This window comes from Porcincola sp. LCP21S3_C12, from assembly GCF_052118625.1.
Classification (GTDB): domain Bacteria; phylum Bacillota; class Clostridia; order Lachnospirales; family Lachnospiraceae; genus Porcincola.
This window is the reverse complement of the sequence record NZ_JBQKGW010000005.1, coordinates 63877-88809: the sequence shown is the minus strand read 5'-3', so window position 1 is coordinate 88809 and position 24933 is coordinate 63877. Positions and strand designations below refer to the sequence as shown.

The 24933-nt window shown below is 56.9% G+C and carries 16 protein-coding genes; 14 read left to right on the top strand and 2 right to left on the bottom strand.

Translation table 11 applies throughout. From position 1 onward, the window contains the following. Nucleotides 1–32: 32 nt before the first annotated feature. On the bottom strand, nt 33–503 hold the full coding sequence (locus ACTQ1N_RS04200; RefSeq protein ID WP_441954928.1) for an Lrp/AsnC family transcriptional regulator: 471 nt from the start codon (nt 501–503) through the stop codon (nt 33–35). A gap of 213 nt (nt 504–716) precedes the next feature. On the opposite strand from ACTQ1N_RS04200, the gene leuB reads away from it, so the two are divergent. The 6 genes from leuB (at nt 717) to ACTQ1N_RS04170 (ending at nt 9724) form a co-directional block, all read left to right on the top strand. After that, entirely contained in the window at nt 717–1802 is a 1086-nt protein-coding gene (gene leuB / locus ACTQ1N_RS04195; protein ID WP_441954926.1) for a 3-isopropylmalate dehydrogenase, read from the top strand. Nucleotides 1803–1845: 43 nt separating this feature from the next. Further along, the gene (gene ilvD / locus ACTQ1N_RS04190; protein ID WP_321048510.1) at nt 1846–3528 is read left to right on the top strand and encodes a dihydroxy-acid dehydratase; all 1683 of its coding nucleotides are present in this window, start codon (nt 1846–1848) and stop codon (nt 3526–3528) included. Then, nucleotides 3525–5213: a biosynthetic-type acetolactate synthase large subunit gene (ilvB, locus tag ACTQ1N_RS04185; protein WP_441954924.1), complete on the top strand. Its 1689-nt coding sequence runs from the start codon at nt 3525–3527 to the stop codon at nt 5211–5213. Before ilvD ends, ilvB begins: the two co-directional genes overlap by 4 nt. A gap of 127 nt (nt 5214–5340) precedes the next feature. Then, nucleotides 5341–6498, top strand: a complete 1158-nt coding sequence (locus ACTQ1N_RS04180; protein WP_441954922.1) for a phosphoglycerate dehydrogenase — start codon at nt 5341–5343, stop codon at nt 6496–6498. Between the two features lie 155 nt (nt 6499–6653). Then, the gene (glgB, locus tag ACTQ1N_RS04175; RefSeq protein WP_441954920.1) at nt 6654–9248 is read left to right on the top strand and encodes a 1,4-alpha-glucan branching protein GlgB; all 2595 of its coding nucleotides are present in this window, start codon (nt 6654–6656) and stop codon (nt 9246–9248) included. Further along, entirely contained in the window at nt 9245–9724 is a 480-nt protein-coding gene (locus ACTQ1N_RS04170) for an S-ribosylhomocysteine lyase (RefSeq protein WP_441954918.1), read from the top strand. Before glgB ends, ACTQ1N_RS04170 begins: the two co-directional genes overlap by 4 nt. A gap of 217 nt (nt 9725–9941) precedes the next feature. Here ACTQ1N_RS04170 and ACTQ1N_RS04165 read toward each other — a convergent pair whose 3' ends face one another. Further along, entirely contained in the window at nt 9942–10589 is a 648-nt protein-coding gene (locus ACTQ1N_RS04165) for a helix-turn-helix transcriptional regulator (protein ID WP_441954916.1), read from the bottom strand. A gap of 160 nt (nt 10590–10749) precedes the next feature. Between ACTQ1N_RS04165 and ssnA the strand changes: the two genes are divergently transcribed. From ssnA to pheS, 8 genes are all read left to right on the top strand, one after another. Next, on the top strand, nt 10750–12108 hold the full coding sequence (gene ssnA / locus ACTQ1N_RS04160; protein ID WP_441954914.1) for a putative aminohydrolase SsnA: 1359 nt from the start codon (nt 10750–10752) through the stop codon (nt 12106–12108). 76 nt (nt 12109–12184) lie between these two features. Next, a complete protein-coding gene (gene ygfK, locus ACTQ1N_RS04155; RefSeq protein ID WP_441954912.1) occupies nt 12185–15211 on the top strand; it encodes a putative selenate reductase subunit YgfK in 3027 nt (1008 codons plus the stop codon). Between the two features lie 127 nt (nt 15212–15338). Beyond that, nucleotides 15339–18140, top strand: coding sequence for a selenium-dependent xanthine dehydrogenase (xdh, locus tag ACTQ1N_RS04150; protein ID WP_441954910.1), 2802 nt, complete (start codon nt 15339–15341; stop codon nt 18138–18140). 166 nt (nt 18141–18306) lie between these two features. Continuing rightward, nucleotides 18307–19563 (top strand): diaminopropionate ammonia-lyase, encoded by a 1257-nt coding sequence (gene dpaL, locus ACTQ1N_RS04145; protein ID WP_441954908.1) that lies wholly within the window; start codon nt 18307–18309, stop codon nt 19561–19563. A gap of 72 nt (nt 19564–19635) precedes the next feature. Then, on the top strand, nt 19636–21030 hold the full coding sequence (locus ACTQ1N_RS04140) for a YgeY family selenium metabolism-linked hydrolase (protein ID WP_441954906.1): 1395 nt from the start codon (nt 19636–19638) through the stop codon (nt 21028–21030). Nucleotides 21031–21114: 84 nt separating this feature from the next. Beyond that, nucleotides 21115–22311 carry a knotted carbamoyltransferase YgeW gene (ygeW, locus tag ACTQ1N_RS04135; RefSeq protein WP_441954904.1) on the top strand — a complete coding sequence of 399 codons (1197 nt, stop codon included), beginning with the start codon at nt 21115–21117 and terminating at the stop codon, nt 22309–22311. A 172-nt stretch (nt 22312–22483) separates the two neighbouring features. Beyond that, entirely contained in the window at nt 22484–23437 is a 954-nt protein-coding gene (gene arcC / locus ACTQ1N_RS04130) for a carbamate kinase (RefSeq protein ID WP_441954902.1), read from the top strand. A 422-nt stretch (nt 23438–23859) separates the two neighbouring features. Beyond that, on the top strand, nt 23860–24903 hold the full coding sequence (gene pheS, locus ACTQ1N_RS04125; protein WP_441954900.1) for a phenylalanine--tRNA ligase subunit alpha: 1044 nt from the start codon (nt 23860–23862) through the stop codon (nt 24901–24903). Nucleotides 24904–24933 lie beyond the last annotated feature (30 nt).

The following is a 24933-nucleotide window of genomic DNA, read 5'->3' as shown; positions in this document are numbered from 1 at the left end:
CTTCCCCTTTTCTCAATTTTTGAAGACACATATCACTTGATCTGAGCGATGGTCTCTGCGTCAAAGCCGGAAGAGTGGATGTTCTTGACAGTGCGCAGTACATAGTGCGTTCTCGTCAGCCGGACGCCCGGATAATCCTTGATCCGGTTGTGAATCTGCTCAAGATGGTCGGAGCTCTTGCAGCAGATCTTCAGCATGAAGTCAAACTCGCCCGTCAGATAGTAGCAGGCGATGATGTTCGGATCCTTGTTGATGTGTTCGATGAACTCATCGTTGTATCTGGGGTGCTCCATCCCGACTTCCATGAGAACCGTGATGTCGTTGCCAAGCTTGGTGTCGTCCGTGATCACTGTATAGGATTCGATCAGGCCGGACTTCTCCATCTTCTTGATCCGCTCGATGACGGTTGAGACCGAGAGATGGATGCTTTTACTGATATCGGACGCTGTCTGCCGTGCATTTTGTTTGAGTTCAGTCAGAATCTGATAATCCAAATTGTCCATATGTGTACCTCTTCCTTAAATTCTTTCGTATCCTCCATAGAATTTTGGAATTCTTGCGATATTATAACATATTATTTTCAGGTGTGGTTGAAAAACATAAAAAAATATTTTACTATTGTGAAAATGTCGCCGCGAATCGCGTTTTTCGTGCGAAGGAAGGATGAAATTCAGCGGGTGACATTGACTATAGACAGAAAGGAACTGATACCAGACATGAGAGAATACAGCATTGCAGTGATTGAAGGGGACGGAATCGGCCCGGAAATTGTCCGGGAGGCGGTGGCCGTTCTGGAAGCTGCAGGAAAGAAATATGGTTTTCATCTGAATCTGACCCCTGTCCTGCTTGGCGGCGCATCGATTGACCGCTACGGCGTCCCGCTCACGCAGGAAACAATTGAGATCGCGAAGAAGTCTGATGCCGTTCTGATGGGATCGATCGGCGGGGACGCAAAGACGTCACCCTGGTACAGACTGGAGCCTTCCAGGCGCCCGGAGGCAGGGCTTCTCGGCATCCGCAAGGCGCTCGGGCTGTTTGCCAATCTCAGACCGGCGTGGCTGTACGATGAGCTGAAGGGAGCCTGCCCGCTGAAGGAGGAGGCTGCCGACAAGGGCTTTGATCTTCTGATCATGAGAGAGCTGACAGGCGGGCTTTATTTTGGAAAGCGGGAGACGGTGGAGAAGGACGGCGTCCTCGTCGCCACCGATACCCTGACGTACTCTGAGCCGGAGATCAGAAGGATCGCGGTCAAGGCGTTCGAGGTCGCGAAGAAGAGAAAAAAGAAGGTCACACTGGTCGACAAGGCGAATGTTCTGGATTCCTCCAGGCTCTGGAGGAAGGTGACGGCGGAGGTTGCAGAGGATTATCCGGATGTCTCACTGGAGAATATGCTGGTGGACAACTGCGCGATGCAGCTTGTGCGCGATCCGTCCCAGTTCGATGTCGTGCTCACGGAGAACATGTTCGGTGACATTCTCTCTGACGAGGCCTCTATGATTACCGGTTCGATCGGAATGCTTCCGAGCGCATCGCTGAACGAGACGTCGTTCGGCCTCTACGAGCCAAGCCACGGCTCCGCACCGGACATTGCAGGCAGGGACATCGCGAACCCGCTGGCAACGATTCTGTCGGCAGCGATGATGCTCCGCTATTCGCTCAGTGAGGATGAGGCAGCAGACGCGGTTGAGAATGCCGTCCGGAAGGTTCTGAAGGATGGCTACCGCACCAGCGACATCTACACAGAAGGGACCCGGAAGGTCGGAACGGCCCGGATGGGCAGCCTGGTCGCAGAGAGAGTCTGAGACAAGATACGATTCATAAATATATAGAAGGAGAAGAATCATTATGAAGAGTGACGCAGTCAAGAAGGGCCTTCAGCAGGCACCACACAGATCTCTTTTCAATGCACTTGGATTTACTGAGGAGGAGATGGAGCGCCCGCTCGTCGGGATTGTCAGCTCCTACAATGAGATTGTTCCGGGCCACATGAACCTTGACAAGATTGTGGAGGCGGTCAAGGAGGGCGTCCTGATGGCGGGCGGCGTGCCGCGTGTCTTCCCGGCGATCGCTGTCTGCGACGGAATTGCGATGGGACACGAGGGTATGAAGTATTCTCTTGTCACCCGTGACCTGATCGCGGATTCGACCGAGTGCATGGCGAAGGCGCACCAGTTCGATGCTCTTGTCATGGTGCCGAACTGCGACAAGAATGTACCGGGGCTTTTAATGGCAGCGGCAAGAGTCAATGTTCCGACCGTCTTCGTTTCCGGAGGCCCGATGCTTGCAGGCCATGTCGGCGGGAGAAAGCGCTCGCTGTCCTCGATGTTCGAGGCAGTCGGAGAGTACAGTGCCGGCCGCATCACAGCCGAGCAGCTGAAGGAATATGAGCGTAAGGTCTGCCCGACCTGCGGCAGCTGCTCCGGTATGTACACGGCCAACAGCATGAACTGCCTGACAGAGGCCATCGGGATGGGCCTTCGCGGCAACGGAACCATCCCGGCTGTCATGTCCGACCGCCTGCGCCTCGCAAAGCATGCCGGGATGCAGGTCATGGAGCTGCTGAAGAAGAATATCCGTCCGCGCGACATCATGACAAAGGAAGCTTTCATGAACGCTCTGACGGTCGATATGGCGCTCGGATGCTCGACAAACACGATGCTTCATCTTCCGGCCATCGCACATGAAGCCGGTGTGGAGCTGAATGTCGATATCGCCAATGAGGTTTCGGAGCATACGCCGAACCTGTGCCACCTGGCACCGGCAGGCCCGACCTACATGGAAGATCTGAACGAGGCAGGCGGTGTCTACGCGGTCATGAAGGAGCTGACAAAGAGAAATCTGCTGAATCTCGACTGCCTGACCTGCACCGGGAAGACGGTCGGCGAGAATATCGCCGATGCGGAGAATCTGAACCCGGAGGTCATCCGCCCGATCGATCACCCGTATTCCGAGACGGGCGGCCTGGCAGCGCTCAAGGGCAACCTGGCACCGGATTCCGGCATCGTCAAGCGTTCCGCCGTTGTTCCGGAGATGATGGTACACGAGGGACCCGCCCGCGTCTTTGACTGTGAGGAGGACGCGATCCATGCAATCCTGGGCGGACAGATCCATGAGGGAGATGTGGTGGTCATCCGTTATGAAGGACCCAAGGGCGGTCCCGGCATGAGAGAGATGCTGAATCCGACCTCTGCCATCGCCGGCATGGGACTTGGATCGAGCGTCGCGCTGATCACAGACGGGCGTTTCTCCGGTGCATCCAGAGGAGCATCCATCGGCCACGTATCGCCGGAGGCGGCTGTCGGCGGCCCGATTGCACTGGTGCACGAGGGGGATCGGATCTTCATCGATATCCCGAACCACAAGCTGGAGCTGAAGGTTTCGGATGAGGAGCTTGCAGCGCGCAGAAAGGCCTGGAAGCCGAGAAAGCCGAAGATCACGGACGGATACCTGGTCCGCTACGCGGCGATGGTCACGTCCGGCAACAAGGGCGCGATCCTGAAAACGCCCGGAGCGGAGGATGATGTATGAAGCTGAACGGTTCCCAGATCCTGATTGAATGCCTGAAGGAGCAGGGCGTGGATACGGTCTTCGGGTATCCGGGCGGAGCGATTCTGAATGTCTATGACGAGCTTTACCGGCATGCAGACGAGATCCGTCATATCCTGACCTCGCATGAGCAGGGAGCCGCTCATGCGGCGGACGGATACGCGAGGGCGAGCGGGAAGGTCGGTGTCTGCTTTGCGACATCCGGTCCGGGTGCCACGAATCTTGTCACGGGTATTGCGACAGCGTACATGGACTCTGTCCCGGTCGTTGCGATCACCTGCAATGTCGGCATCAATCTGCTGGGCAAGGATTCCTTCCAGGAGATCGACATCCAGGGCATCACGATGCCGATCACAAAGCACAATTTCATCGTGAAGGATGTGCGGGACCTGGCGAAGACAATCCGGAGGGCCTTCTTCATCGCAAAGGATGGCCGTCCGGGGCCGGTTCTCGTGGATATCACGAAGAACGCGACAGCGGAGGAATGTGAATTCACGCCGCAGAAAAGTCAGCCGGCCGTCCCGAGAATCAGCACCATCCACGAGGAAGACCTGAGTGCCGCGGCGGATCTGATCAACGCGGCAGAGAAGCCCGTGATCTTCGTCGGCGGCGGCGCTGTCATTTCCGATGCACAGAAGGAGCTGAAGCAGCTTGTGTACCAGCTCCAGGCACCCGTGGCCGATACGCTGATGGGGAAGGGTGCCTTCAACGGCAACGATCCGCTCTATCTCGGTATGCTCGGCATGCACGGGACGAAGGCTTCGAACCTGGCGGTCTCCGGCTGCGACCTTCTTCTCGCGATCGGGTCGCGGTTCTCGGACCGGGTCATCGGCAATCCGAAGCTGTTTGCGAAGAACGCAAAGATCGTCCAGCTCGATATCGACCCGGCAGAGGTCAACAAGAACATCAAAGTCGATGCCTGCGTGATCGGGGATGTGCGGGAGATTCTGATCCGGTTAAATCCGCTGATCCGCCAGGCGGAGCATAAGGAATGGATTCGCCACTGCGAGGAGCTCGCGGCCAGATTCCCGCTCCACTACGATGAGAACCGCCTGACCGGACCGTTCATCATGCAGCAGATTGAGAAGCTGACGGATGACGACGCGCGCATCGTCACGGAGGTCGGACAGAATCAGATGTGGGCGGCGCAGTACTTCCATTACAAGGAGCCGCACCAGCTCTTCACCTCCGGCGGACTCGGGACGATGGGATACGGACTGGGAGCGTCTCTCGGCGTCAAGTGCGCCATGCCGGACAAGACGGTGGTCAATGTCGCCGGGGATGGCTGCTTCCGCATGAATCTGAATGAGCTTGCGACCGCGTCGCGGTCGGATATCCCGGTCATTGAGGTCATCATGAACAATCACGTGCTGGGCATGGTGCATCAGTGGCAGCAGCTCTTCTACAAGGAGCATTATTCGCAGACGATTCTGCGCGACAGCGTGGACTATGTGAAGGTTGCGGAGGCGCTCGGCTGTCTGGGCTTCAGAGTCACGAAGCGGGAGGAGTTTGCGCCTGTATTTCTTGAGGCGGTCAGATCCAGAAGACCCTGCGTCATCGACTGCGTGATCGAAGAGAATGATAATGTCTATCCGATGGTCCCTGCCGGGAAGGCGATCTCGGAGGTCTTTGACCAGGATGATATGAAAAAGGACAAGACCCAGTAACGGATCAGGGCCGCGCCGGCCGTTGAAAGACCGGCGCGGCTTGTCATAGGGAACGAAAGGTAAGCCTTGCGGTATCGCACCGTGGTTAATCGACTAAGATAGAAACAGAAGAGGGGGAAAAGATATCATGTACAAGTATGCCTGCCTGAATGCGATCAGCCCGAAGGGGACGGATCAGTTTTCAGATGACTATCAGCGGACGGAGGATCTTCAGGAAGCGGACGCGATCCTGGTCCGCAGTGCGAAGATGGCGGAGATCGAGCTTTCAGACAGGACGCTGGCTGTCGCCCGCGCCGGCGCAGGTGTCAACAACATCCCGCTTGAGAAATATGCGAAGCAGGGTGTCGTGGTCTTCAATACCCCGGGTGCCAACGCCAACAGTGTCAAGGAACTGGTGCTGGCAGCTATGCTGAACGCGGCCCGCAACATGAGCCAGAGCATCCGGTGGGTGCTTGACAATGAATCCGACGCGAACATCTCCAAGGATATGGAGAAGGCCAAGAAAGCATTTGTCGGCCACGAGCTTTTTGGAAAGAAGCTCGGTGTGATCGGCCTGGGCGCCATCGGATGCATGGTGGCGAATGCGGCGGTGGAGCTCGGCATGGATGTGTACGGATATGACCCGTATCTTTCCACAACGGCTGCATGGAACATCAGCCGTCAGGTGCGGAACACGAAGAATGTCGATGAGATCTACGAAAACTGCGATTTTATCACGATTCACGTGCCGCTTCTGGATTCTACACGGGAAATGGTCAACGCGGAGGCGATCTCAAAGATGAAGGAGGGGGTGGTCTTCCTGAATTTTGCAAGGGACCTTCTTGTCGATGAGGATGCGATGCTCAAGGCCGTCCGGGAGGGAAAGGTGTTCCGCTATGTCACCGACTTCCCGAATCAGAAGACAGCCGGAAAGGAAGGTGTCATTGCAACTCCGCATCTGGGTGCTTCCACGGAGGAAGCGGAGGAGAACTGCGCGAAGATGGCCGTTGTCGAGCTGACGGACTTTCTTGAGAACGGAAATATCACACATTCCGTGAACTATCCGGCCTGCAGCATGGGCGTCTGCAAGGCAAAGCACAGAATTGCCATCTATCATAAGAACATACCGCAGATGATCAGCCAGATTACACAGGTGCTGTCCTTCACGAATGTGGCAGGCATGTCCAACACCAGCCGCGGCGAATATGCCTACACACTGGTTGACATCGATGCGGACCTTGAGGAGGAGACCGGGCGGCAGCTGTCGGCCATCGATGGGGTGATCCGTGTCAGAGTCGTGCGCTGACGCATATCACATACGGAGCATCTCTGCGGAGACAGGCAGTCCGGTAATTCGTCAGAATGTCGGATGAATACGTCAAATCTGCTGTCATACTTGTCGGAACCGACGATGAATGATAGAATGTCTTTGTTGGCAATTCAGGTTTGGGAGGAGAACTCATGATGAATGAAAAGCTCTACGATGAGATGGACTGGGCCCGGATCGAAGGACTTGTCTATTCCGAGGAAGACGATCCCCACAGTTTTCTCGGCGCGACGAAGACGGAAGAGGGCATTCTGGTCCAGACGTATTGTCCGACAGCGAAGTCTGTGACGGTCCATGTGGCTTCAACAGGCAGCAGCTATCCGATGGACATGGAGGACGAGTCGGGATTTTTCGCCGTTCTTCTGCCGGGGAAGAAGATACCGGATTATACACTTGAGGTAGAGTTTACAGACGGGAGCAAGCATTCCTTCGCGGATCCCTATAATTTCGAACCCCAGATTCCGGAAACGGTCCTGAAAAAGTTCGCGGCCGGCAACTGCTGGGAGCTGTACCGGTACCTCGGCGCGCACCCGATGACCATAAACGGGACGGACGGTGTGTATTTTGCAGTCTGGGCGCCTCATGCAGTCCGCGTCTCTGTTGTCGGGGACTTCAACCTCTGGGACGGCAGACGGCTTCCGATGAGACGGCTGAAGGACTATGGTATTTTTGAATTGTTTGTTCCGGGTCTTACATCCGGAGCACTGTACAAATATGAGATCAAGGCGAAGCACGGCCTGACATATCTGAAGAGCGACCCGTTCAGTTTCCAGTCTGAGCTGCGCCCGAATACCGCCTCGATCGTAAAGAACCTCTCCGCTTACGAGTGGGGCGACCAGGCGTGGATGGAGGCGAGAAAGGGATCGGATTCAAAGACACAGCCGGTCTCAGTCTACCAGGTCAGTCTGGCAACCTTCCGGGTTCCGGACGGAGAAGGCCATGTCCCCGGATACAGGGAGCTCGCGGAGGATCTGTCCGATTACGCCGCAAAGATGGGATACACGACCGTCGAGCTGTTCCCGCTTCTTGAATATTCCGAGGATGATACGATGGGCTTAAGACCGGAGGCGTTCTTTGCGCCGACCTCCCGCTATGGGAGCAGCGAGGACTTCCGGTACTTTATCGATACGCTTCACCAGAAGGGGATCGGCGTCATTCTCGACTGGGATCCCTCTCATTTCAGCAGAGACCTGAACGGACTGAGCGGATTCGACGGCACAGGGCTTTATGAATCGGACGATCCGAGACAGTCGCTCTACAAGCCGGACGGGAGCCTTTACTTTAACCTTAAAAGCCCGCAGGTCCGCAATTTCCTGGTCGCCAGTGCTGTTTTCTGGCTGAAGGAATACCACATCGACGGCCTGCAGCTGGCGGATCTGTCCAAGCTGCTGTACCTGGACTATGGCAAGACATACGGCGAGTGGGTGCCGAACATCTACGGCGGCAATGAAAACCTGGAGGCTGTGACATTTCTCCGCACGCTGAGCACGGTGACGAAGAAAGAGTGTCCGGGGACGATTCTCGCGGCTGAGGATGCTTCCGACTGGCCGCAGGAGACCGGAACAGTTTCCGAGGGCGGTCTTGGACTGGACTATAAGTGGAACCGCGGCTTCAGAGATGCCCTGATTGAGTATATTCAGCTCGACCCGATTTTCAGAGGCCCCCACCATCAGCAGCTGATCTTCAGCATGGTTTACAATTACTCGGAGCAGTTCATGCTGGCTCTGTCCTACGAGGATGTGAATGAGAAGTACGGCTCCATGTACTCAAAGGTGCCGGGCCGCAAGCGCTCAAAGTTTGCGAATCTCAGGGCTTGCTACGGATATATGTTCCTGCATCCGGGAAAGAAGCTTCTGGCGATGGGAAACGACATTGGCCAGAAGATGCCGCTGTCGGAAAAGACAGGTGTGGACTGGAGTGCCCTTGACCATGAGGAGAATGTTCAGTTCCAGGGCTACATGGCAGCGCTCCTTGATCTGTACCGCAGCCATCCAGCGCTCTACAGTCTGGATTACAGTCCGGAGGGCTTTGAGTGGATCAACAACATTTCCGCGAATGAGAACATGCTGGTCTTTCTGCGCAAGTCGGAGGAGGAGACGCTGCTTTGTGTGGTGAATTTCTCAGCGCTCGCATACGAAGACCACAAGATCGGCGTCCCGTTTGCAGGAAAGTACAAGGAAATCTTCAATTCCGATGACATCGCTTTCGGAGGGGACGGCAACGTCAATCCGCGGGCGAAGAGCTCAAAGGAGGAGGAGTGCGACGAGCTGCCGGATTCGATCCGTGTGCTGGTGCCTCCGATGGGAATCAGTATCTTCTCCTGCACGAAGGTGGAGAAGAAAGCTTCCGGGAACGAGCAGGCGAAGGCAGCTGTGAGGAAGAGACGGACAGCGAAGAAGGCTGCCGGGGCAAAGGTGGAAGAGCCGAAGACAGAGCAGAAGCCGCAGGATAAAGAGGCAAAGGCGGCAGAGCCGAAGACAGAGCAGAAGCCGCAGGATAAAGAGGCGAAGGCGGCAGAGCCGAAGACAGAGCAGAAGCCGCAGGATAAAGAGGCAAAGGCGGCAGAGCCGAAGACAGAGCAGAAGCCGCAGGATAAAGAGGCGAAGGCGGCAGAGCCGAAGGCAGAAAAAAAGCCGCAGACGAAGGCATCGGGAGCAAGGGCAGGACGCAGGCCGGCTGCCGGGAGAAGAAAGGCTGCGGAGAGAAGCCTCAAGGAGGAGAAAGAATGAAGCAGATTCAGAGCTTCTGTGTGGATCATACGAAACTGAAGAGGGGTGTCTATCTCTCAAGGGAGGACGGCGACGTCAGAACCTGGGATGTGCGGATGAAGGAGCCCAATCACGGCAGCTATCTGTCAAATGGTTCCATCCACACGATGGAGCACCTGTTTGCAACCTATGCGCGCAACAGTCAGTACAAGGACGGCGTGATCTATGTCGGACCGATGGGCTGCCGGACCGGGATGTACTTTCTGACGAGAGGACTGACGGATGCGGAGGTGCTGGACTGTATCGTGAACTCCTTCCGCTTCATGCGGGATTTTGAAGGTGAGATACCGGGTGCGAAGATCGAGGAGTGCGGAAACTATCTGGACCATGATCTTCAGGCCTGCAGAAAGGATGCGGCGGAATACCTCGAGGTGCTGGAAAAGCTGAAGCCGGAGGATATGCGGTATCAGTATTTCCTGAGTACGGAAGGCGCGTGAGAACATAGCAAGGGGGCTGTGCGGCGATCAATATGCTGCACAGCCCCCTTTTTGTTGAAAGCGGCCGCTCATCACCACGCACGGAGTACGAAAGGATGAAGGTTGAAAGCAAACAGAAAAATCGGCATGCATCCAAAAAAGATTTCAGATATTGTGCGATGACTATACCAATCATGCGCTGAAAGATGTATAATCAAGTCAGCAATATCAACAAAAGTCAGTCATTTTGCTGTCTGGCTTCGTCGAGGTAGCTGTACAGCGTGTATTTGGAGATGTTGAAGACCTGGCAGATCTTCGGACCGGACTTGGTGATCAGGAAGGCGCCGCTGTCGTTGAGAAAGCGGATGGCGCGGATCTTGTCCGTCTTGTCCATGAGGGCAGCCGGTTTGCCGGCAATCCGGATACTTTCCTGAATCAGCGTGTCGAGCAGATCAGAGACATTCGTGGTGATCTGCTGGGGCTCGGATTCCCGGTCAGTGCTGGTATTGAAGGAATGGAGCGCATTCTCCGCGGCAAGGGAGAGGGACAGGTCGGTATTGAGACCGAGGATCCCGACGATACGGCCGTCGTCATCACGGATGAAGAGGCTGGTCGATTTCAGAATCTTTCCGTCGTGGGTTCTGGTCAGATAGGAGAGCCGGTCCTCGTGAACCTTGTTCAGTTCTTCCATCGCCTCCGCTGCAATCACAGAGGAGCCGTCACCGACCTTGCGTCCGGAGATCTGGCCGTTCTCGATGGCGATGATGGTGTGGCTGGGGTCGCCGCCGGTCAGGTCGTGCAGAACGACCTCGCACATTGAACCGTACTGCATGGCAAGCGCCCTGACGAGGCGTTTCCAGTTGTCAAAATTGTAAGGCTGACTCATAAAAAGCTCCATTCTGCCGCAGAATACCGGCGGCGGTTGCGGGTCCATATTGAATAAAAAAGATCGGATTTATTGTAAGGCAGACAGAATGTTTTTTCAATCATAGATGAAACTGCTGCAGCAGAACACCGGATTTGAAGATGAAAAGGAGGAAGGGACGATGCTGATTGTCAAAAATGGACGTGTGATTACCAGGGACGCAGCGCATCCGTACTATAAGGACGGTGCGGTCGTCATAGACGGGGAGCAGATTCTGGAAGTCGGAACCTGCCCGGATATGGAGAAAAAGTATCCGAAGGCGGAGACCATCGACGCGAAAGGCGGTCTCATCATGCCGGGCTTTATCAATGTCCATACCCATATCTACTCCGGGCTTGCGAGAGGGCTGTCGGTCAAAGGATACAATCCGACGAATTTCTATGAGATCCTCGACGGCATGTGGTGGGCGATCGACCGGAGACTGGATCTCGACCTGACAAGGGCAAGCGCCTACGTGACGATCCTCGAGTGCATCCGCGACGGTGTGACGACGATCTTCGATCACCATGCATCCTTCTGTGAAATCCCGGGTTCTCTGTTTGCGATCAAGGATGTCGCAAAGGAGCTCGGCATGCGTGCCTGCCTCTGCTATGAGGTTTCGGAGCGCGACGGGGAGGAGAAGTGTCTTCAGAGCATCCAGGAGAACGCCGACTTCCTCACATGGTGCGAGAAGGAAAACAGCGACATGATCAAGGCAATGTTCGGCGGCCACGCGCTGTTCACCATCTCTGATCGGACATTTGAGAAGATGGTGGAGGCCAACGACGGCCGGACCGGTTTCCACATCCACGTGGCAGAGGGCATGAATGATGTCTGGGACAGCCTTCAGAATTACGGCACGAGACCGGTCGAACGGCTTCTGAACAACAATATCCTCGGAAAGAAGACGCTGCTCGGCCACTGCATCCATCTGAGCGGCAGCGAGATGGACATCATCCGGGAGACCGGGACGATGGTCGTCAACAATCCGGAATCGAACATGGGCAACGCAGTCGGCTGCGCGCCGGTCCTTCAGATGATGAAGAAGGGCATTCTTGTTGGTATGGGGACAGACGCCTACACGCACGACATGCTCGAGTCTCTGAAGGTCTTCCTGATCATCCAGCGGCACAACGCGGAGATGCCGAATGTCGCCTGGGGCGAGGACATGAAGATGCTCTTTGAGAACAACCGGGAGATCGCAGGCAGGTATTTCAAGAAGCCGGTCGGAATCCTGAAGCCGGGAGCAGCCGCAGACGTCATCGTCATGGACTATGATCCATTTACCCCGATCTCGGATGAGAACATCGATGGTCATCTGCTGTTCGGGATGAACGGACACAATTGCCGGACAACCATCATCAACGGGAAGGTGCTTTACAAGGACCGTGCGTTTGTCGGAATCGACGAAGAGAAGATCAACGCGTTCTCGATGGAGCAGGCGTGCAGGCTCTGGGGGTCCCTGAATGAGACTTCGTATCATCCGAAGGATTATCTGTAACAGATAAAACAAAAAAAGCAAAGCGGGGAATATCAAGCAGGGAGAGCAGGAACAGGAAAACAGGAGGGTTCAGGTTATGAGCGATATCATGCGTCCGATCCCGTTCAGGGATCTTCTGGACTGGGTGCTGACAGAGTACAAGAAGAACAGAAGCATCTTCGGTGTCCGCAAGGTTGTGCAGCGGGACGAGGAGAAGCGGTTCCCGATCTTCGGGCAGACAATTGAGACGGTCTACGGACCGGCGGCAGGGCCGAACACGCAGCTGGCGCAGAACCTGATTGCAGCCTATGCGGGCGGCTCATCCTGGTTTGAGCTCAAGACGGTCCAGAAGATGGACGGACGCGAGCTTGCGAAGTGTGTCCCGAAGCCCTGCATCGAGATGCAGGATGAGGGCTACAACTGCGAGTGGTCGACAGAGCTGACCGTGGAGGAAGCGCTGCACGAGTACATCAAGGCCTGGTTCATCATTCACATCATCGCGAAGGAATTCGATCTGGGCGACCCGGACGGCATCGTCTTCAATATGTCGGTCGGATATGACCTCGACGGCATCCGGCAGCCGAAGGTCAACCACTTTATCGACACCATGATCGACGCGTCAAAGGATGAGGTTTTCCGGGACTGTGTGGAAACTTCCCTTGAGGCGGTCAGGAGCAAAAAGCTCCGCCATGTGACCGTGAGCGATATCCGCCGGATTCCGTCCAAGATCTCGGATTCCGTGACCGAGTCGACTCTGCACGGCTGTCCGCCGTCGGAAATCGAGGCCATCGCCTCCTACATGCTGAAGACAAAGAAGCTGAATACCTTCGTCAAGTGCAACCCGACGCTTCTGGGCTACGAGTATGCGCGCAGAACGCTGGACGGACTCGGTTTTGACTATATCGCGTTCGACGATCATCATTTCACGACGGATCTGCAGTGGAAGGACGCAGTCCCGATGCTGGAGCGCCTGCAGGAAGAGGCGGATGAGCTCGGCCTGTCCTTCGGCGTGAAGCTGACGAACACCTTCCCGGTTGACGTGAAGGCGCATGAGCTCCCGAGCGAGGAGATGTATATGTCAGGGCGTGCCCTGTTCCCGCTGACGATCGAGCTGGCCCGCCGGCTTTCGGAGCAGTTTAACGGAAAGCTCCGGATCTCCTACTGCGGCGGAGCGGACTATTTCAACATCCATGACCTTGTCTCAGCAGGCGTCTGGCCGGTGACCGTGGCTTCCACGATCCTCAAGCCGGGCGGATATGAGCGGCTGTCGCAGTTCTACAAGGTCCTCTCGGATATTCCGGGCAAGGCATTCACGAAGGTCGATGTCTCTGCTGTCACGAAGCTGGAGAAGAGGGCGCTTGAAAGCGGACGTTATAACAAACCGGTGAAGCCGCTGCCGTCGAGGAAGGTGGAGGAGAGCCTGCCTTTGATGAACTGCTTCCTTTCGCCCTGCACGACGTCCTGCCCGATCCACCAGGATATTCCGGCCTACCTGCAGGCGATGGAGGAAGGCCGCCCGTACGATGCCTTCCGGATCATTGTCGAGAAGAACGCCCTTCCGTTCATCACAGGAACGCTCTGCCCGCATACCTGTGCGGACCGGTGCATGCGGAATTACTACGAGGAGGGACTGCATATCCGTGAGGTGAAGCTGCAGGCGGCGGAAAGTGCCTACGACACCTATATGAGCGAGCCGAAGCGGCCGGCACCGAAGGCTTCCGGCAAAAAGGCAGCCGTGATCGGCGCGGGGCCTGCCGGACTGGCGTCTGCCTTCTTCCTTTCAAGAGCCGGCGTCGAGACGGTCGTGTTCGAGAAGAGGCAGGAAGCCGGCGGAATTGTGAAATACGCGATCCCTCATTTCCGGATCGAGGACCGGAGGATTGAGAAGGACGTCAAGCTCTGCCAGCGGTTCGGAGCCCGGATCATCACGGGCAGGGAAATCACAGACCTTGAGCAGCTGAAGAAGGACGGCTTCACGGACTTTGTCCTCGCGACAGGCGCCTGGAAGGGTTCCGCCCCGGTGCTGAAGGAAGGAAAGTCCATGGATGCGCTCGATTTCCTGACAGCCGTCAAGTACGGACAGGATTCGCTGAACCTTGGAAAGGACGTTGTCGTCATCGGCGGCGGCAACACCGCGATGGATGTGGCCAGGGCGGCGGTCCGCCAGAGAGGCGTCCGCACCGTCCGTCTTGTCTACCGCAGAACGAAGCGCTATATGCCGGCGGACGAGGAAGAGCTGAGGATGGCGCTCGAGGATGGCGTGATCTTCGAGGAACTGCTGGCACCGGTCAGCCTGAAGGATGGAACGCTTGTCTGCTCGGTCATGAAGCTCGGCGAGCCCGACGAGAGCGGCAGGAGAAGACCGGTTGACAGCGGCGAGAAGAAACTGCTTCCGGCGGATACGGTGATCACAGCCGTCGGGGAAAGAATCGATACCACCTTGTATGAGAACCTGTCTGTCAGGCTCGATGAGAAGGGGCGTCCGGTGGTCGATGAGCATCTTCAGACCTCAAAGCCTCATATCTATGCGGTCGGTGACGGCAGAAGGGGGCCGGCGACGGTCGTCAAGGCCATCGCGGATGCAGCAAGGTGCGCACAGGCCATAGCCGGCGCACATTTTGACCGGTACGAGGAGGAGAATGCCGCAGGAAATGAGGCAGTGCTTCTGAGAAAGAAGGGGCAGCTGACAGCAGCGCTCACGCAGGAGCCCGACCCGAGGTGTCTGGGCTGCGCGACCGTCTGCGAGGTCTGCACGGATGTCTGCCCGAACCGCGCGAATATCGCGATCAAGGTCCCGGGCCTGAAGATGGATCAGATTCTTCACATGGACGGGATGTGCAACGAGTGCGGCAACTGCGCGGTCTTCTGCCCGTACAGCGGGCGTCCATACAAGGACAAGCTGACGCTGTTCTGGTCGAAGGAGGACATGGACAGCAGCGAGAATCAGGGCTTCCTGGTGCTTGAGGGGACACATGTACGTCTGCGTTTTGCCGGAAAGGTGCAGGAGGTCGATGTGGCTGAAAAGTCCGCTCTGTATGAACCGCTGAGAGAGTTTATACTGGAGGCTATCCGGAATCACAGCTATCTGCTTGCTCCGGGCGCCGGAGAGCGTACGGAAGCGTAACTGAACAGTACAGGATCATGACCGGCTTGCTCTTTTCTGAGCGACCGGTCATGCCGTGCCCGGAGTTTCTGCGAGACACGAAATAATGAAGCAAAGTGGACTTATGAATTGGCAAGAAGGAGCCGACATGGCTGAGCAGTATACATTCACGGTGAATGGAAAACGTGTATCGACATCGAAACAGACGTCGATGCTCCGTTTTCTTCGGGACGAACTTCATCTTCATTCTGTCAAGGATGGGTGCAGTGAGGGCGCCTGCGGGGCCTGCATGATTCTGGTGGACGGGAAACCGACAAGAGCCTGCGTTCTGAAGACGCAGAGAGTTGCCGGGAAGGAAATCGTCACAGTGGAGGGGCTGACAGACCTCGAGAAGGAAGCATTTGTCTATGCGTTCGGGGTCAGCGGCTCCGTCCAGTGCGGCTTCTGCACGCCGGGAATGGTCATCAGCGCAGCCGGGCTGCTCAGGCAGAACCCGGATCCGACAGATGAGGAAATCAAGACGGCGATCCGCGGCAACCTCTGCCGCTGTACCGGATACCGGAAGATCATAGAGGGTATCCGTCTCGCGGGAGAGGTGCTCCGGGGCGTGAAGCAGATCGACTACGAGCCGGAACAGGAGGATTACGGGCGTGTCGGGACCAGAACCTTCCGCGTTGACGTGCGCAAGAAGGTGCTTGGAACCGGCAAGTACCCGGATGATATCGAGATTGAGGACGTCTGGCAGAATCTTAACCGCGCCTACGGTCTCGAGGAGGATGTCCCGTACCGCAGGAGAAGCTGTGAGCTCAGCCTGCCGGAGGAGCCGGAGAGGAGCCGGGTGCGGGCCGCCCTGGCGCGCCGGGACGGCAGTATCTATGACGGAACGGCAGAGAACCGGAGCGATGTCTATGGCTTTGATGCGTCCGCCATGGCCTATGCGTCGTGCGTACGGGCGGCATACCCGAGAGCGGTTGTCAGAAAGATCGACCTCTTGGAAGCCAGGAAGGTTCCGGGCGTGATCGGCATTCTGACGGCGGCGGACGTGCCGCACAACAAGGTCGGCCACATCCAGCAGGACTGGGACGTCATGATCGCCGAGGGCGACACGACGAGGATGGTCGGAGACGCAATCTGCCTGGTCGTTGCGGAAGACCGGGATGCGCTGGAGACAGCGAAAAAGCTTGTACATGTCGACTATGAGGTGCTCGAGCCGGTGCGGAACATCGACGAGGCCAGACGGCCGGACGCACCGAGGATCCACGAGGAGGGCAATCTCTGCCAGAGCCGGCATGTGACGAGAGGAGATGCAAAACGGGCGCTGAAGGCCTCGAAATACACTGTGACGGAAACCTTCGAGACGCCGTTTACGGAGCATGCGTTTCTGGAGCCGGAGTGCGCGGTGGCTTTTCCTTATAAAAACGGCGTCAAGATCCTTTCGACCGACCAGGGGGCCTACGACACAAGGCGCGAGGTCGCGATCATGTTCGGCTGGAACCCGGAACGGGTTATTGTCGAGAATCAGCTCATCGGCGGCGGCTTCGGCGGCAAGGAGGATGTCTCCGCCCAGCACATCGCGGCACTCGCAGCCTGGACGTACAAAAGAGCCGTGAAGGTTCATTTTTCCAGACAGGAGTCCATCAATTTCCATCCCAAGCGCCATGCCATGAAGGCAACCTTCACGCTCGGCTGCGACGAGCACGGAAAATTCACCGGACTCGACTGCGAGATCTTCTTTGACACAGGGGCTTATGCCTCTCTCTGCGGTCCGGTTCTGGAGCGTGCCTGCACCCACGCGGTCGGCCCGTACACCTACCAGAACACGGACATCCGCGGGTACGGGTACTATACGAATAATCCGCCGGCCGGCGCATTCCGGGGCTTCGGCGTCACGCAGAGCGAGTTCGCGCTCGAGTGCGTGATCGATCTGCTGGCGAAGAAGGCCGGACTCTCCCCGTGGGAGATTCGTTTTCGGAATGCGATTGAGCCGGGACTTGTGCTGCCGAACGGGCAGATCGCGGACGGCTCGACAGCCCTCAGGGAGACCCTTCTGGCGGTGCGGGACGTTTTTGAAAAGCATCCGGGGCATGCCGGGATCGCCTGCGCGATGAAAAATGCGGGCGTCGGTGTCGGTCTGCCGGACAAGGGCCGGGCAAGGCTGCAGGTGGAGAAGGGGGACGTCGTCATCTACTCGGCAGCCTCCGATATCGGGCAGGGCTGTCTGACCGTTTTCTGTCAGGACATCGCGGAGATCACCGGCCTTCCGATGTCGCGTATCCGCAATGCAGTCAGCAACACCGAGAATGCCCCGGACTCCGGCACAACCTCCGGGTCGAGGCAGACGCTCCTGACAGGTGAGGCCGTACGGGGCGCCGGCCGGAAGCTGAAGGAGGCTCTGGACGCTGAAGGCGGCGAGCTGTCGAGGCTTGAGGGCCAGTCATTCTCATATGTCTATTTCGAGCCGACCGACAGGCTCGGCGCGGCGAAGCCGAACCCGAAGAGCCACATTGCCTACGCCTATGCGACCAATGTCGCCATCCTAGACGACGAGGGGCGCGTCACAGACATCTACGCCGCTTACGACGCAGGCCGGGTTATCAACCCTCTCTCAATCGAGGGGCAGATTGAGGGCGGTGTCCTGATGTCGATGGGTTATGGGGTGACGGAGGACTTTCCGCTGAAGGACTGCGTCCCGAAGGCCCGGTTCGGAACGCTCGGACTGCTTCGGGCCACCCAGATTCCGGAGATCCATGCGATCATGGTGCACCATGAGCCGGAGGGAGGCGAGATCGAGACAGCCTTCGGGGCGAAGGGCATCGGGGAGATCACGGCCATTCCGGCAGCGCCGGCCATCGCAGGCGCGTACTTTGCGCTGGACGGAAAAATCCGGACAAAGCTTCCGCTGGAGGATACCTACTACCGGAAGAAGCAGAAGAGACCAGAAGGGTCCTGAAGGCATCAAAAGGTTTCCGGAAGGAGATCAGAAGGCATTGACAAGCGGTTGAGATATGCTATAGTGGTAGTACCAAACAAAAAGTTTGTTTAAAAAACATATTGTTATATACCGCGGCGGCCTCAGGCCGGAGCGGGAAGATGGAAGATGGAAGATGGAGACGGAGATGGATGAACTGGAAATGCGCTGGGCGATGAACCACATGCCGCCCAGCTGCGACAAGAATCTACAGATTATGTCTCTGGAGAATGTGGCGAAGGCGAGGGCCTTCCACAGAAGTTTCCCCCAGTACGACGTGACAGCGCTTGCGGATCTTTCGCACATGGCCAGGTACCTCGGACTTGGCGGTCTCTACGTCAAGGACGAGCGGTGGAGATTCGGACTGAACGCCTTTAAGGTGCTCGGGGCTTCCTATGCGATGGGACGCTTCATCGCGAAGGAGATCGGCAAGGATATCTCGGAGGTCAGCTACGACTTTCTGACAAGCCCGGAGCTGGAGAAGGACTTCGGACACGCGACCTTCTTCACCGCGACGGACGGAAACCACGGGCGCGGCGTCGCCTGGGCAGCACACAGGCTGCACCAGAAGGCGGTCGTCCATATGCCGAAGGGTTCCTCAAAGAGCCGCTATGACAACATCGCAAAGGAAGGCGCGACCGTCACGATTGAGGACGTCAACTATGATGACTGTGTCCGGATCGCCGCAAAGGAGGCCTCCGAGACGAAGCACGGTGTCATCGTGCAGGATACCGCCTGGGAGGGATACACGGATATCCCGTCCTGGATCATGCAGGGCTACGGCACCATCTCCAGCGAGGCGGCCGAGCAGCTGAAGGAAGTGGAGGTCAACCGGCCGACCCACGTATTTGTGCAGGCCGGCGTCGGCTCCCTTGCTTCCTCTGTCGTCGGATATTTCACGAATCTGTATCCGCACAACCCGCCAAAGTTCATCATCGTGGAGGCCAGCGCGGCAGCCTGCCTGTACAAGGGCGCCGTGAAGGGAACCGGTGAGCCAGCCGTTGTGAAGGGCGACCTGAAGACGATTATGGCCGGGCTTGCCTGCGGCGAGCCGAACATCATCGGCTGGGACATCCTCAGAAACCATGCGGACTGCTTCATCTCAGCTGTAGACTGGGTGGCCGCGAAGGGCATGCGGATGCTTGCCGTCCCGCTCCACGGAGACCCGGTTGTCATATCCGGCGAGTCTGGCGCCGTCGGCATGGGAGCCGTGGCACAGATCATGATGGACGACCGCTTAAAGCCGCTTCGGGATGAACTGGAACTTGGAAGCGATTCACAGGTTCTGATCTTCTCGACAGAGGGGAATACCGATCCGGATTATTTCAGAAGGGTCGTCTGGGATGGTGCCTACGGCATCGAGCCCGGAGAAAAACAGTTTGTCGGCCACGGACAGCTGTCCTGACAGACAGAAGTGTGGTAGAGTGAGTAGAAGATTCAGGAGATGCACGCAGATCGTCTTATGGAGGGTATGTACATGAGTCTCGATTACGAACAGATCAAAAAGGCAGCAGAAGGATACCGCAGTGACCTTACGCGGTTTCTCAGAGCGATGATTTCTCACCCGAGCGAGAGCACGGAGGAGAAGGAAGTCGTCGCCTGCATCAAGGCAGAGATGGAGAAGGTCGGGTTCGACAAGGTTGAGATCGACGGACTGGGCAACATCATCGGCTGGATGGGCAGACACGGAGATATCGGCGATGACAAGAAGATCATCGCAATCGACAGCCATATCGATACCGTCGGCATCGGCAACCGGGACAACTGGACAAACGATCCGTACGAGGGATATGAGACAGACGACATCATCTATGGAAGAGGCGCTTCCGACCAGGAAGGCGGCATGGCTTCCGCACTTTACGGCACGAAGATCATGAAAGACCTGGATCTGATCCCGGAGGGATACAAGATCATGGTTGTCGGCTCCGTCATGGAGGAAGACTGCGACGGACTGTGCTGGCAGTACATCGTCAACAAGGACAAGATCAGACCGGAGTTTGTCATCTCCACGGAACCGACGGACGGCGGTGTCTACAGAGGACAGCGCGGACGCATGGAGATCCGCGTCGATGTGAAGGGAGTCTCCTGCCACGGCTCCGCTCCGGAGCGCGGCGACAACGCCATCTACAAGATGGCGGACATCATAAACGACGTCCGGGCCCTGAACAACAACGACTGCACCGAAAGCACCGTGATCCGCGGTCTGTCCAAGATGCTTGACCCGAAATACAATCCTGAGAATTATGAGGATGCAAGATTCCTCGGAAGAGGAACCTGCACGGTTTCCCAGATCTTCTATACCTCCCCGAGCCGCTGCGCTGTCGCGGACAGCTGCGCGATCTCGATCGACCGCCGCATGACGGCAGGCGAGACCTACGAGACCTGCCTGGAGGAAATCCGCAATCTGCCGGCAGTGAAGAAGTATGGCGATGATGTGAAGGTTTCGATGTACATGTACGCCCGTCCGGCATGGACCGGCGAGGTCTATGAGACAGAAGCATACTTCCCGACCTGGATCAGCAAGGAGAACGCGGCGCATGTCAAGGCACTCACGGATGCCCACAAGGCCCTGTTCGGCGACAAGAGAATTGCGCCGAAGGGACAGGAGGCGCTCCGCGACCGTCCGCTGACAGACAAGTGGACCTTCTCCACGAACGGTGTCTCGATCATGGGCCGCTACGGCATTCCGTGTGTCGGCTTCGGGCCGGGCGCCGAGAGCCAGGCGCATGCTCCGAATGAGATCACCTGGAAGGATGACCTGGTGAGGGCGGCTGCGCTGTACGCGGCGGCAATCCCGCTGTACCCGACCGAGGAGAAGACCTCCGACATCGAGGAGTACAGAGGCGGAAAGACGAATAACAACATTCTGTAATGCATTCTGTAATGGAACAACCGGGCGGCTGCCGGATATCGGTCAGGCAGCCGGTCTGTTATAGGACGAGAGGAGATCATAGCCATGGACGCTGAGCTGAAGCAGTTTATTGGGAAACTGGACACACTTGATTTCAAAAAGATGTACAACGACAACTTCTTCTGGACCTGGGACAAGACAGACGATGAGCTTGCCGCTGTATTTACCGTTGCAGACGCACTGAGACACCTGAGAGAAAACAACATCTCCACCAGGATCTTCGATTCAGGACTCGGGATCTCGATCTTCCGCGACAACTCGACCAGAACCAGATTCTCATTTGCATCTGCCTGCAATCTGCTGGGACTGACCCCGCAGGATCTGGACGAGAAGAAGAGCCAGATTGCACACGGCGAGACAGTCCGTGAGACCGCCAACATGGTCTCCTTCATGGCGGACGTCATCGGAATCCGCGACGATATGTACATCGGAAAGGGCCACACTTATCAGAAGACGGTCGCGGACGCGGTTGAGAAGGGATACAAGGACGGAATTCTCGAGCAGAAGCCGACTCTCGTCAACCTGCAGTGCGATGTCGACCATCCGACGCAGTGCATGGCGGACATGGAGGAGGTCATCCACTACTTCGGCGGAGTCGAGAACCTGAAGGGCAAGAAGCTTGTCATGAGCTGGGCATATTCGCCGAGCTACGGCAAGCCGCTCTCCGTCCCGCAGGGTGTCATCGGCCTGATGACCCGCTTCGGGATGGATGTCGTGCTGGCGCATCCGGACGGATATGACGTGATGCCGGAGACGGAGGAGATCGCGCGCAAGAACGCGGCAAAGAGCGGCGGGTCCTTCACCAAGACCAACAACATGGCAGAAGCATTCGAGGGAGCGGACATCGTCTATCCGAAGAGCTGGGCACCGTTTGCAATGATGGAGACCCGCACGAACCTGTACGGAGAGGGCGACTTCGAGGGCATCGACAGGCTTGAGAAGCAGATGCTTGAGCACAACAAGGAATATATGGACTGGTGCTGCACCGAGAAGCTCATGAAGACCACGAACAACGGCAAGGCGCTGTATCTGCACTGCCTGCCGGCGGATATCGAAGGCGTCTCCTGCGAGAGAGGCGAGGTCGAGGCACCGGTCTTCAACGCGGCCCTTGATACCCTGTACAAGGAAGCCTCCTACAAGCCGTATATCATCGCGGCGATGATCTTCCTTGCAAAAGAGAAGAATCCGCAGGCAGCGCTGGAGAAGCTGGCGGCAAGAAATATGCCAAGATTCTTCTGCTGATCAGGAGGCAGACTGCCCTGGCAGTGCATCATTCTCCCGTCTTTTCCCAGTGGAAAAGGCGGGAGAATCCTTTTTCAGCAATCAGATGATATGAGTGGCAAAAGACGAAGTGCTCAAAGGAGCCGGATGCCCGTATTTCGCGATGGTCAGGCTCTGAGAGAAGGGAGAAGGTATGCCAGAAAAGAAAAAGAGAAGAGTGGTCATCGCTCTAGGCGGGAATGCCCTCGGGAAGAATCTGCCCGAACAGATGGTGGCAAGCCACCGGACGGCCAAAGCCATCTGCGACTTGATCGAGGAGGGCTGCGAGATCGTCATCGCCCATGGCAACGGCCCGCAGGTCGGAATGATCCAGAATGCAATGAATGCGCTGGTCAGGACAGATCCGGAGCGCTATATCACGGTACCGCTTTCTGTCTGCGTCGCGATGAGCCAGGGTTACATCGGCTATGATCTTCAGAACGCGATGCGCGAGGAAATGCTTGACAGGGGCATTGATCTCGGTGTCGCGACGGTGCTGACGCAGATTGAGGTCGACCCTTCTGATCCGGCATTTCAGCATCCGACCAAGCCGATCGGACCGTTTCTGACGAAGGAGGAGGCGGACAAGCTCATCCGCGAGCGTCATTATGATATCGTCGAGGACTCGGGAAGAGGCTACCGCCGTGTGGTCGCGTCCCCGGCCCCAAGGTCGATCATCGAGATCGGGACCATCCGCTCGCTCGTCGATACGAACCACGTTGTCATTGCCTGCGGAGGCGGCGGCATCCCGGTTTTCCAGACAGAGGGCCATCACCTGAAGGGCGCGGCAGCTGTCATCGACAAGGACTTTGCGGCGGAGCGGCTCGCCGAGGAAGTTGACGCCGACACCCTGATCATCCTCACAGCGGTCGAGAAGGTCGCAGTTCATTTCGGCAAGCCGGATCAGAAGGATCTGGACCGTCTCACCGTCGAGGAAGCGCAGCGCTACTGCGAAGAGGGTGAGTTTGCGCCGGGCTCTATGCTGCCGAAGGTACAGGCCTGCATGAAATTCGCAGCCTCAAAGCCGGGAAGAACCGCGCTGATCACATTGCTTGAGAAGGCCAGGGACGGCATCTCCGGGAAGACCGGAACCAGGATCACCGCATGACCATGTCAGGGAGACCTGTCAGGAAGATACCGTCGGTCAGGCTTGACACGCCTCCGCCTCGATAGTAGAATCAGCATGACTGTGAAGGTGTGTAAGTAGCTGTGCAGGACCATCCAAAGAGAGCCGCCTGTTTGCTGAGAGGGCGGTGTTGACCGGCAGAGTGAATTTCAGCATCGGAGTCTTCCGCGAAAACGGCAGGCAGCATAGGCGTTCAGACACATGCAGGTGCTGCTGATGCAGGATAAGCGGATGCCATCCGCCGGCATACAGGCGGTTCGAGTGCAGAGGACATGGACATCCGGTCTTCTGAATATGGGTGGTACCGCGGATTAGAGATTAACCCGTCCCAGAGCAGAATCTGGGACGGGTTTTTTTGTACATAAGTCCCAGCCGCCGTGGAATAGGACAGAAAGAGAGAGGTTATGGCAGATTTAAATCAGCTTCTCGGCAAGATTGCCGAGGTCAGGGATGCGATCAAAAACAGCGCAGACGGCCTTCAGGACAGAAGAGCAGTCTATGAGACAAGAAAGTCATTTCTTGAGAAATCCGGCAGAATCGGCCAGCTCATGAAATATATGAAGGAGATCGAGCCGGCACAGAAGGCCGATTTCGGCAAGAAGGTCAACGAGCTGAAGAGCTGGGCGGTCGATTACTTCGACTCGCTCGATGAGAAGATGAAGCAGAAGGAGCTTCAGTCCCGCTACGAGAGCGAGAAGATCGACATCACGCTGCCTTCCACACACAGGCAGGTCGGATGCCTCCATCCGGTGACGCAGGTCCGGAACCAGCTGATCGACGTTTTCTCGGGGATGGGTTTCACGATCTACGAGGGCTCGGAGATTGAGAATGACTACTACAACTTCACGGCGCTGAACACGCCGAAGGATCATCCGGCGAGAGACATGCAGGATACCTTCTATCTGTCACCGGAATTTCTGCTCAGGACGCAGACGTCCTCCGGACAGATCCATGTCATGGAAAAGCAGAAGCCGCCGATCAAGATTCTGTCTCCCGGCAAGGTGTTCCGCTCGGACGATGACGCGACGCATTCCCCGATGTTCTCCCAGATGGAGGGACTGGTCGTCGACAAGGGCATCACGCTTGGCGACCTTCAGGGAATGCTGGATGTCTTTGTTAAAAAGATCTATGGGGACGACACCCGCACGCGCCTGAGACCTTCTTACTTCCCGTTCACGGAACCGTCCGTCGAGGTTGATGTGAGCTGCTTTGAATGCGGCGGCAAGGGCTGCAATTTCTGCAAGCATACCGGCTGGATCGAGGTGCTGGGTGCCGGGATTGTCAACCGGAAGGTTCTGGAGAACTGCGGCATCGACCCGGATGTGTATTCCGGACTTGCATTTGGAATCGGCATCGAGCGGACAGCCATGCTGAAGTACGGGATCAATAATATTAAGCAGCTGTTCGAGTCCGACATCAGGGTGCTCAGCCAGATCGATGACAACTGAACACGTCAACATGAGCAGCAAACCAGCTGA

What these genes read in the sequence shown, in the direction of transcription:
- ACTQ1N_RS04200 (WP_441954928.1), bottom strand. Translation starts at nt 503, where the DNA reads ATGGACAATTTGGATTATCAGATTCTGACTGAACTCAAACAAAATGCA.
- leuB (WP_441954926.1), top strand. Translation starts at nt 717, where the DNA reads ATGAGAGAATACAGCATTGCAGTGATTGAAGGGGACGGAATCGGCCCG.
- ilvD (WP_321048510.1), top strand. Translation starts at nt 1,846, where the DNA reads ATGAAGAGTGACGCAGTCAAGAAGGGCCTTCAGCAGGCACCACACAGA.
- ilvB (WP_441954924.1), top strand. Translation starts at nt 3,525, where the DNA reads ATGAAGCTGAACGGTTCCCAGATCCTGATTGAATGCCTGAAGGAGCAG.
- ACTQ1N_RS04180 (WP_441954922.1), top strand. Translation starts at nt 5,341, where the DNA reads ATGTACAAGTATGCCTGCCTGAATGCGATCAGCCCGAAGGGGACGGAT.
- glgB (WP_441954920.1), top strand. Translation starts at nt 6,654, where the DNA reads ATGATGAATGAAAAGCTCTACGATGAGATGGACTGGGCCCGGATCGAA.
- ACTQ1N_RS04170 (WP_441954918.1), top strand. Translation starts at nt 9,245, where the DNA reads ATGAAGCAGATTCAGAGCTTCTGTGTGGATCATACGAAACTGAAGAGG.
- ACTQ1N_RS04165 (WP_441954916.1), bottom strand. Translation starts at nt 10,589, where the DNA reads ATGAGTCAGCCTTACAATTTTGACAACTGGAAACGCCTCGTCAGGGCG.
- ssnA (WP_441954914.1), top strand. Translation starts at nt 10,750, where the DNA reads ATGCTGATTGTCAAAAATGGACGTGTGATTACCAGGGACGCAGCGCAT.
- ygfK (WP_441954912.1), top strand. Translation starts at nt 12,185, where the DNA reads ATGAGCGATATCATGCGTCCGATCCCGTTCAGGGATCTTCTGGACTGG.
- xdh (WP_441954910.1), top strand. Translation starts at nt 15,339, where the DNA reads ATGGCTGAGCAGTATACATTCACGGTGAATGGAAAACGTGTATCGACA.
- dpaL (WP_441954908.1), top strand. Translation starts at nt 18,307, where the DNA reads ATGGATGAACTGGAAATGCGCTGGGCGATGAACCACATGCCGCCCAGC.
- ACTQ1N_RS04140 (WP_441954906.1), top strand. Translation starts at nt 19,636, where the DNA reads ATGAGTCTCGATTACGAACAGATCAAAAAGGCAGCAGAAGGATACCGC.
- ygeW (WP_441954904.1), top strand. Translation starts at nt 21,115, where the DNA reads ATGGACGCTGAGCTGAAGCAGTTTATTGGGAAACTGGACACACTTGAT.
- arcC (WP_441954902.1), top strand. Translation starts at nt 22,484, where the DNA reads ATGCCAGAAAAGAAAAAGAGAAGAGTGGTCATCGCTCTAGGCGGGAAT.
- pheS (WP_441954900.1), top strand. Translation starts at nt 23,860, where the DNA reads ATGGCAGATTTAAATCAGCTTCTCGGCAAGATTGCCGAGGTCAGGGAT.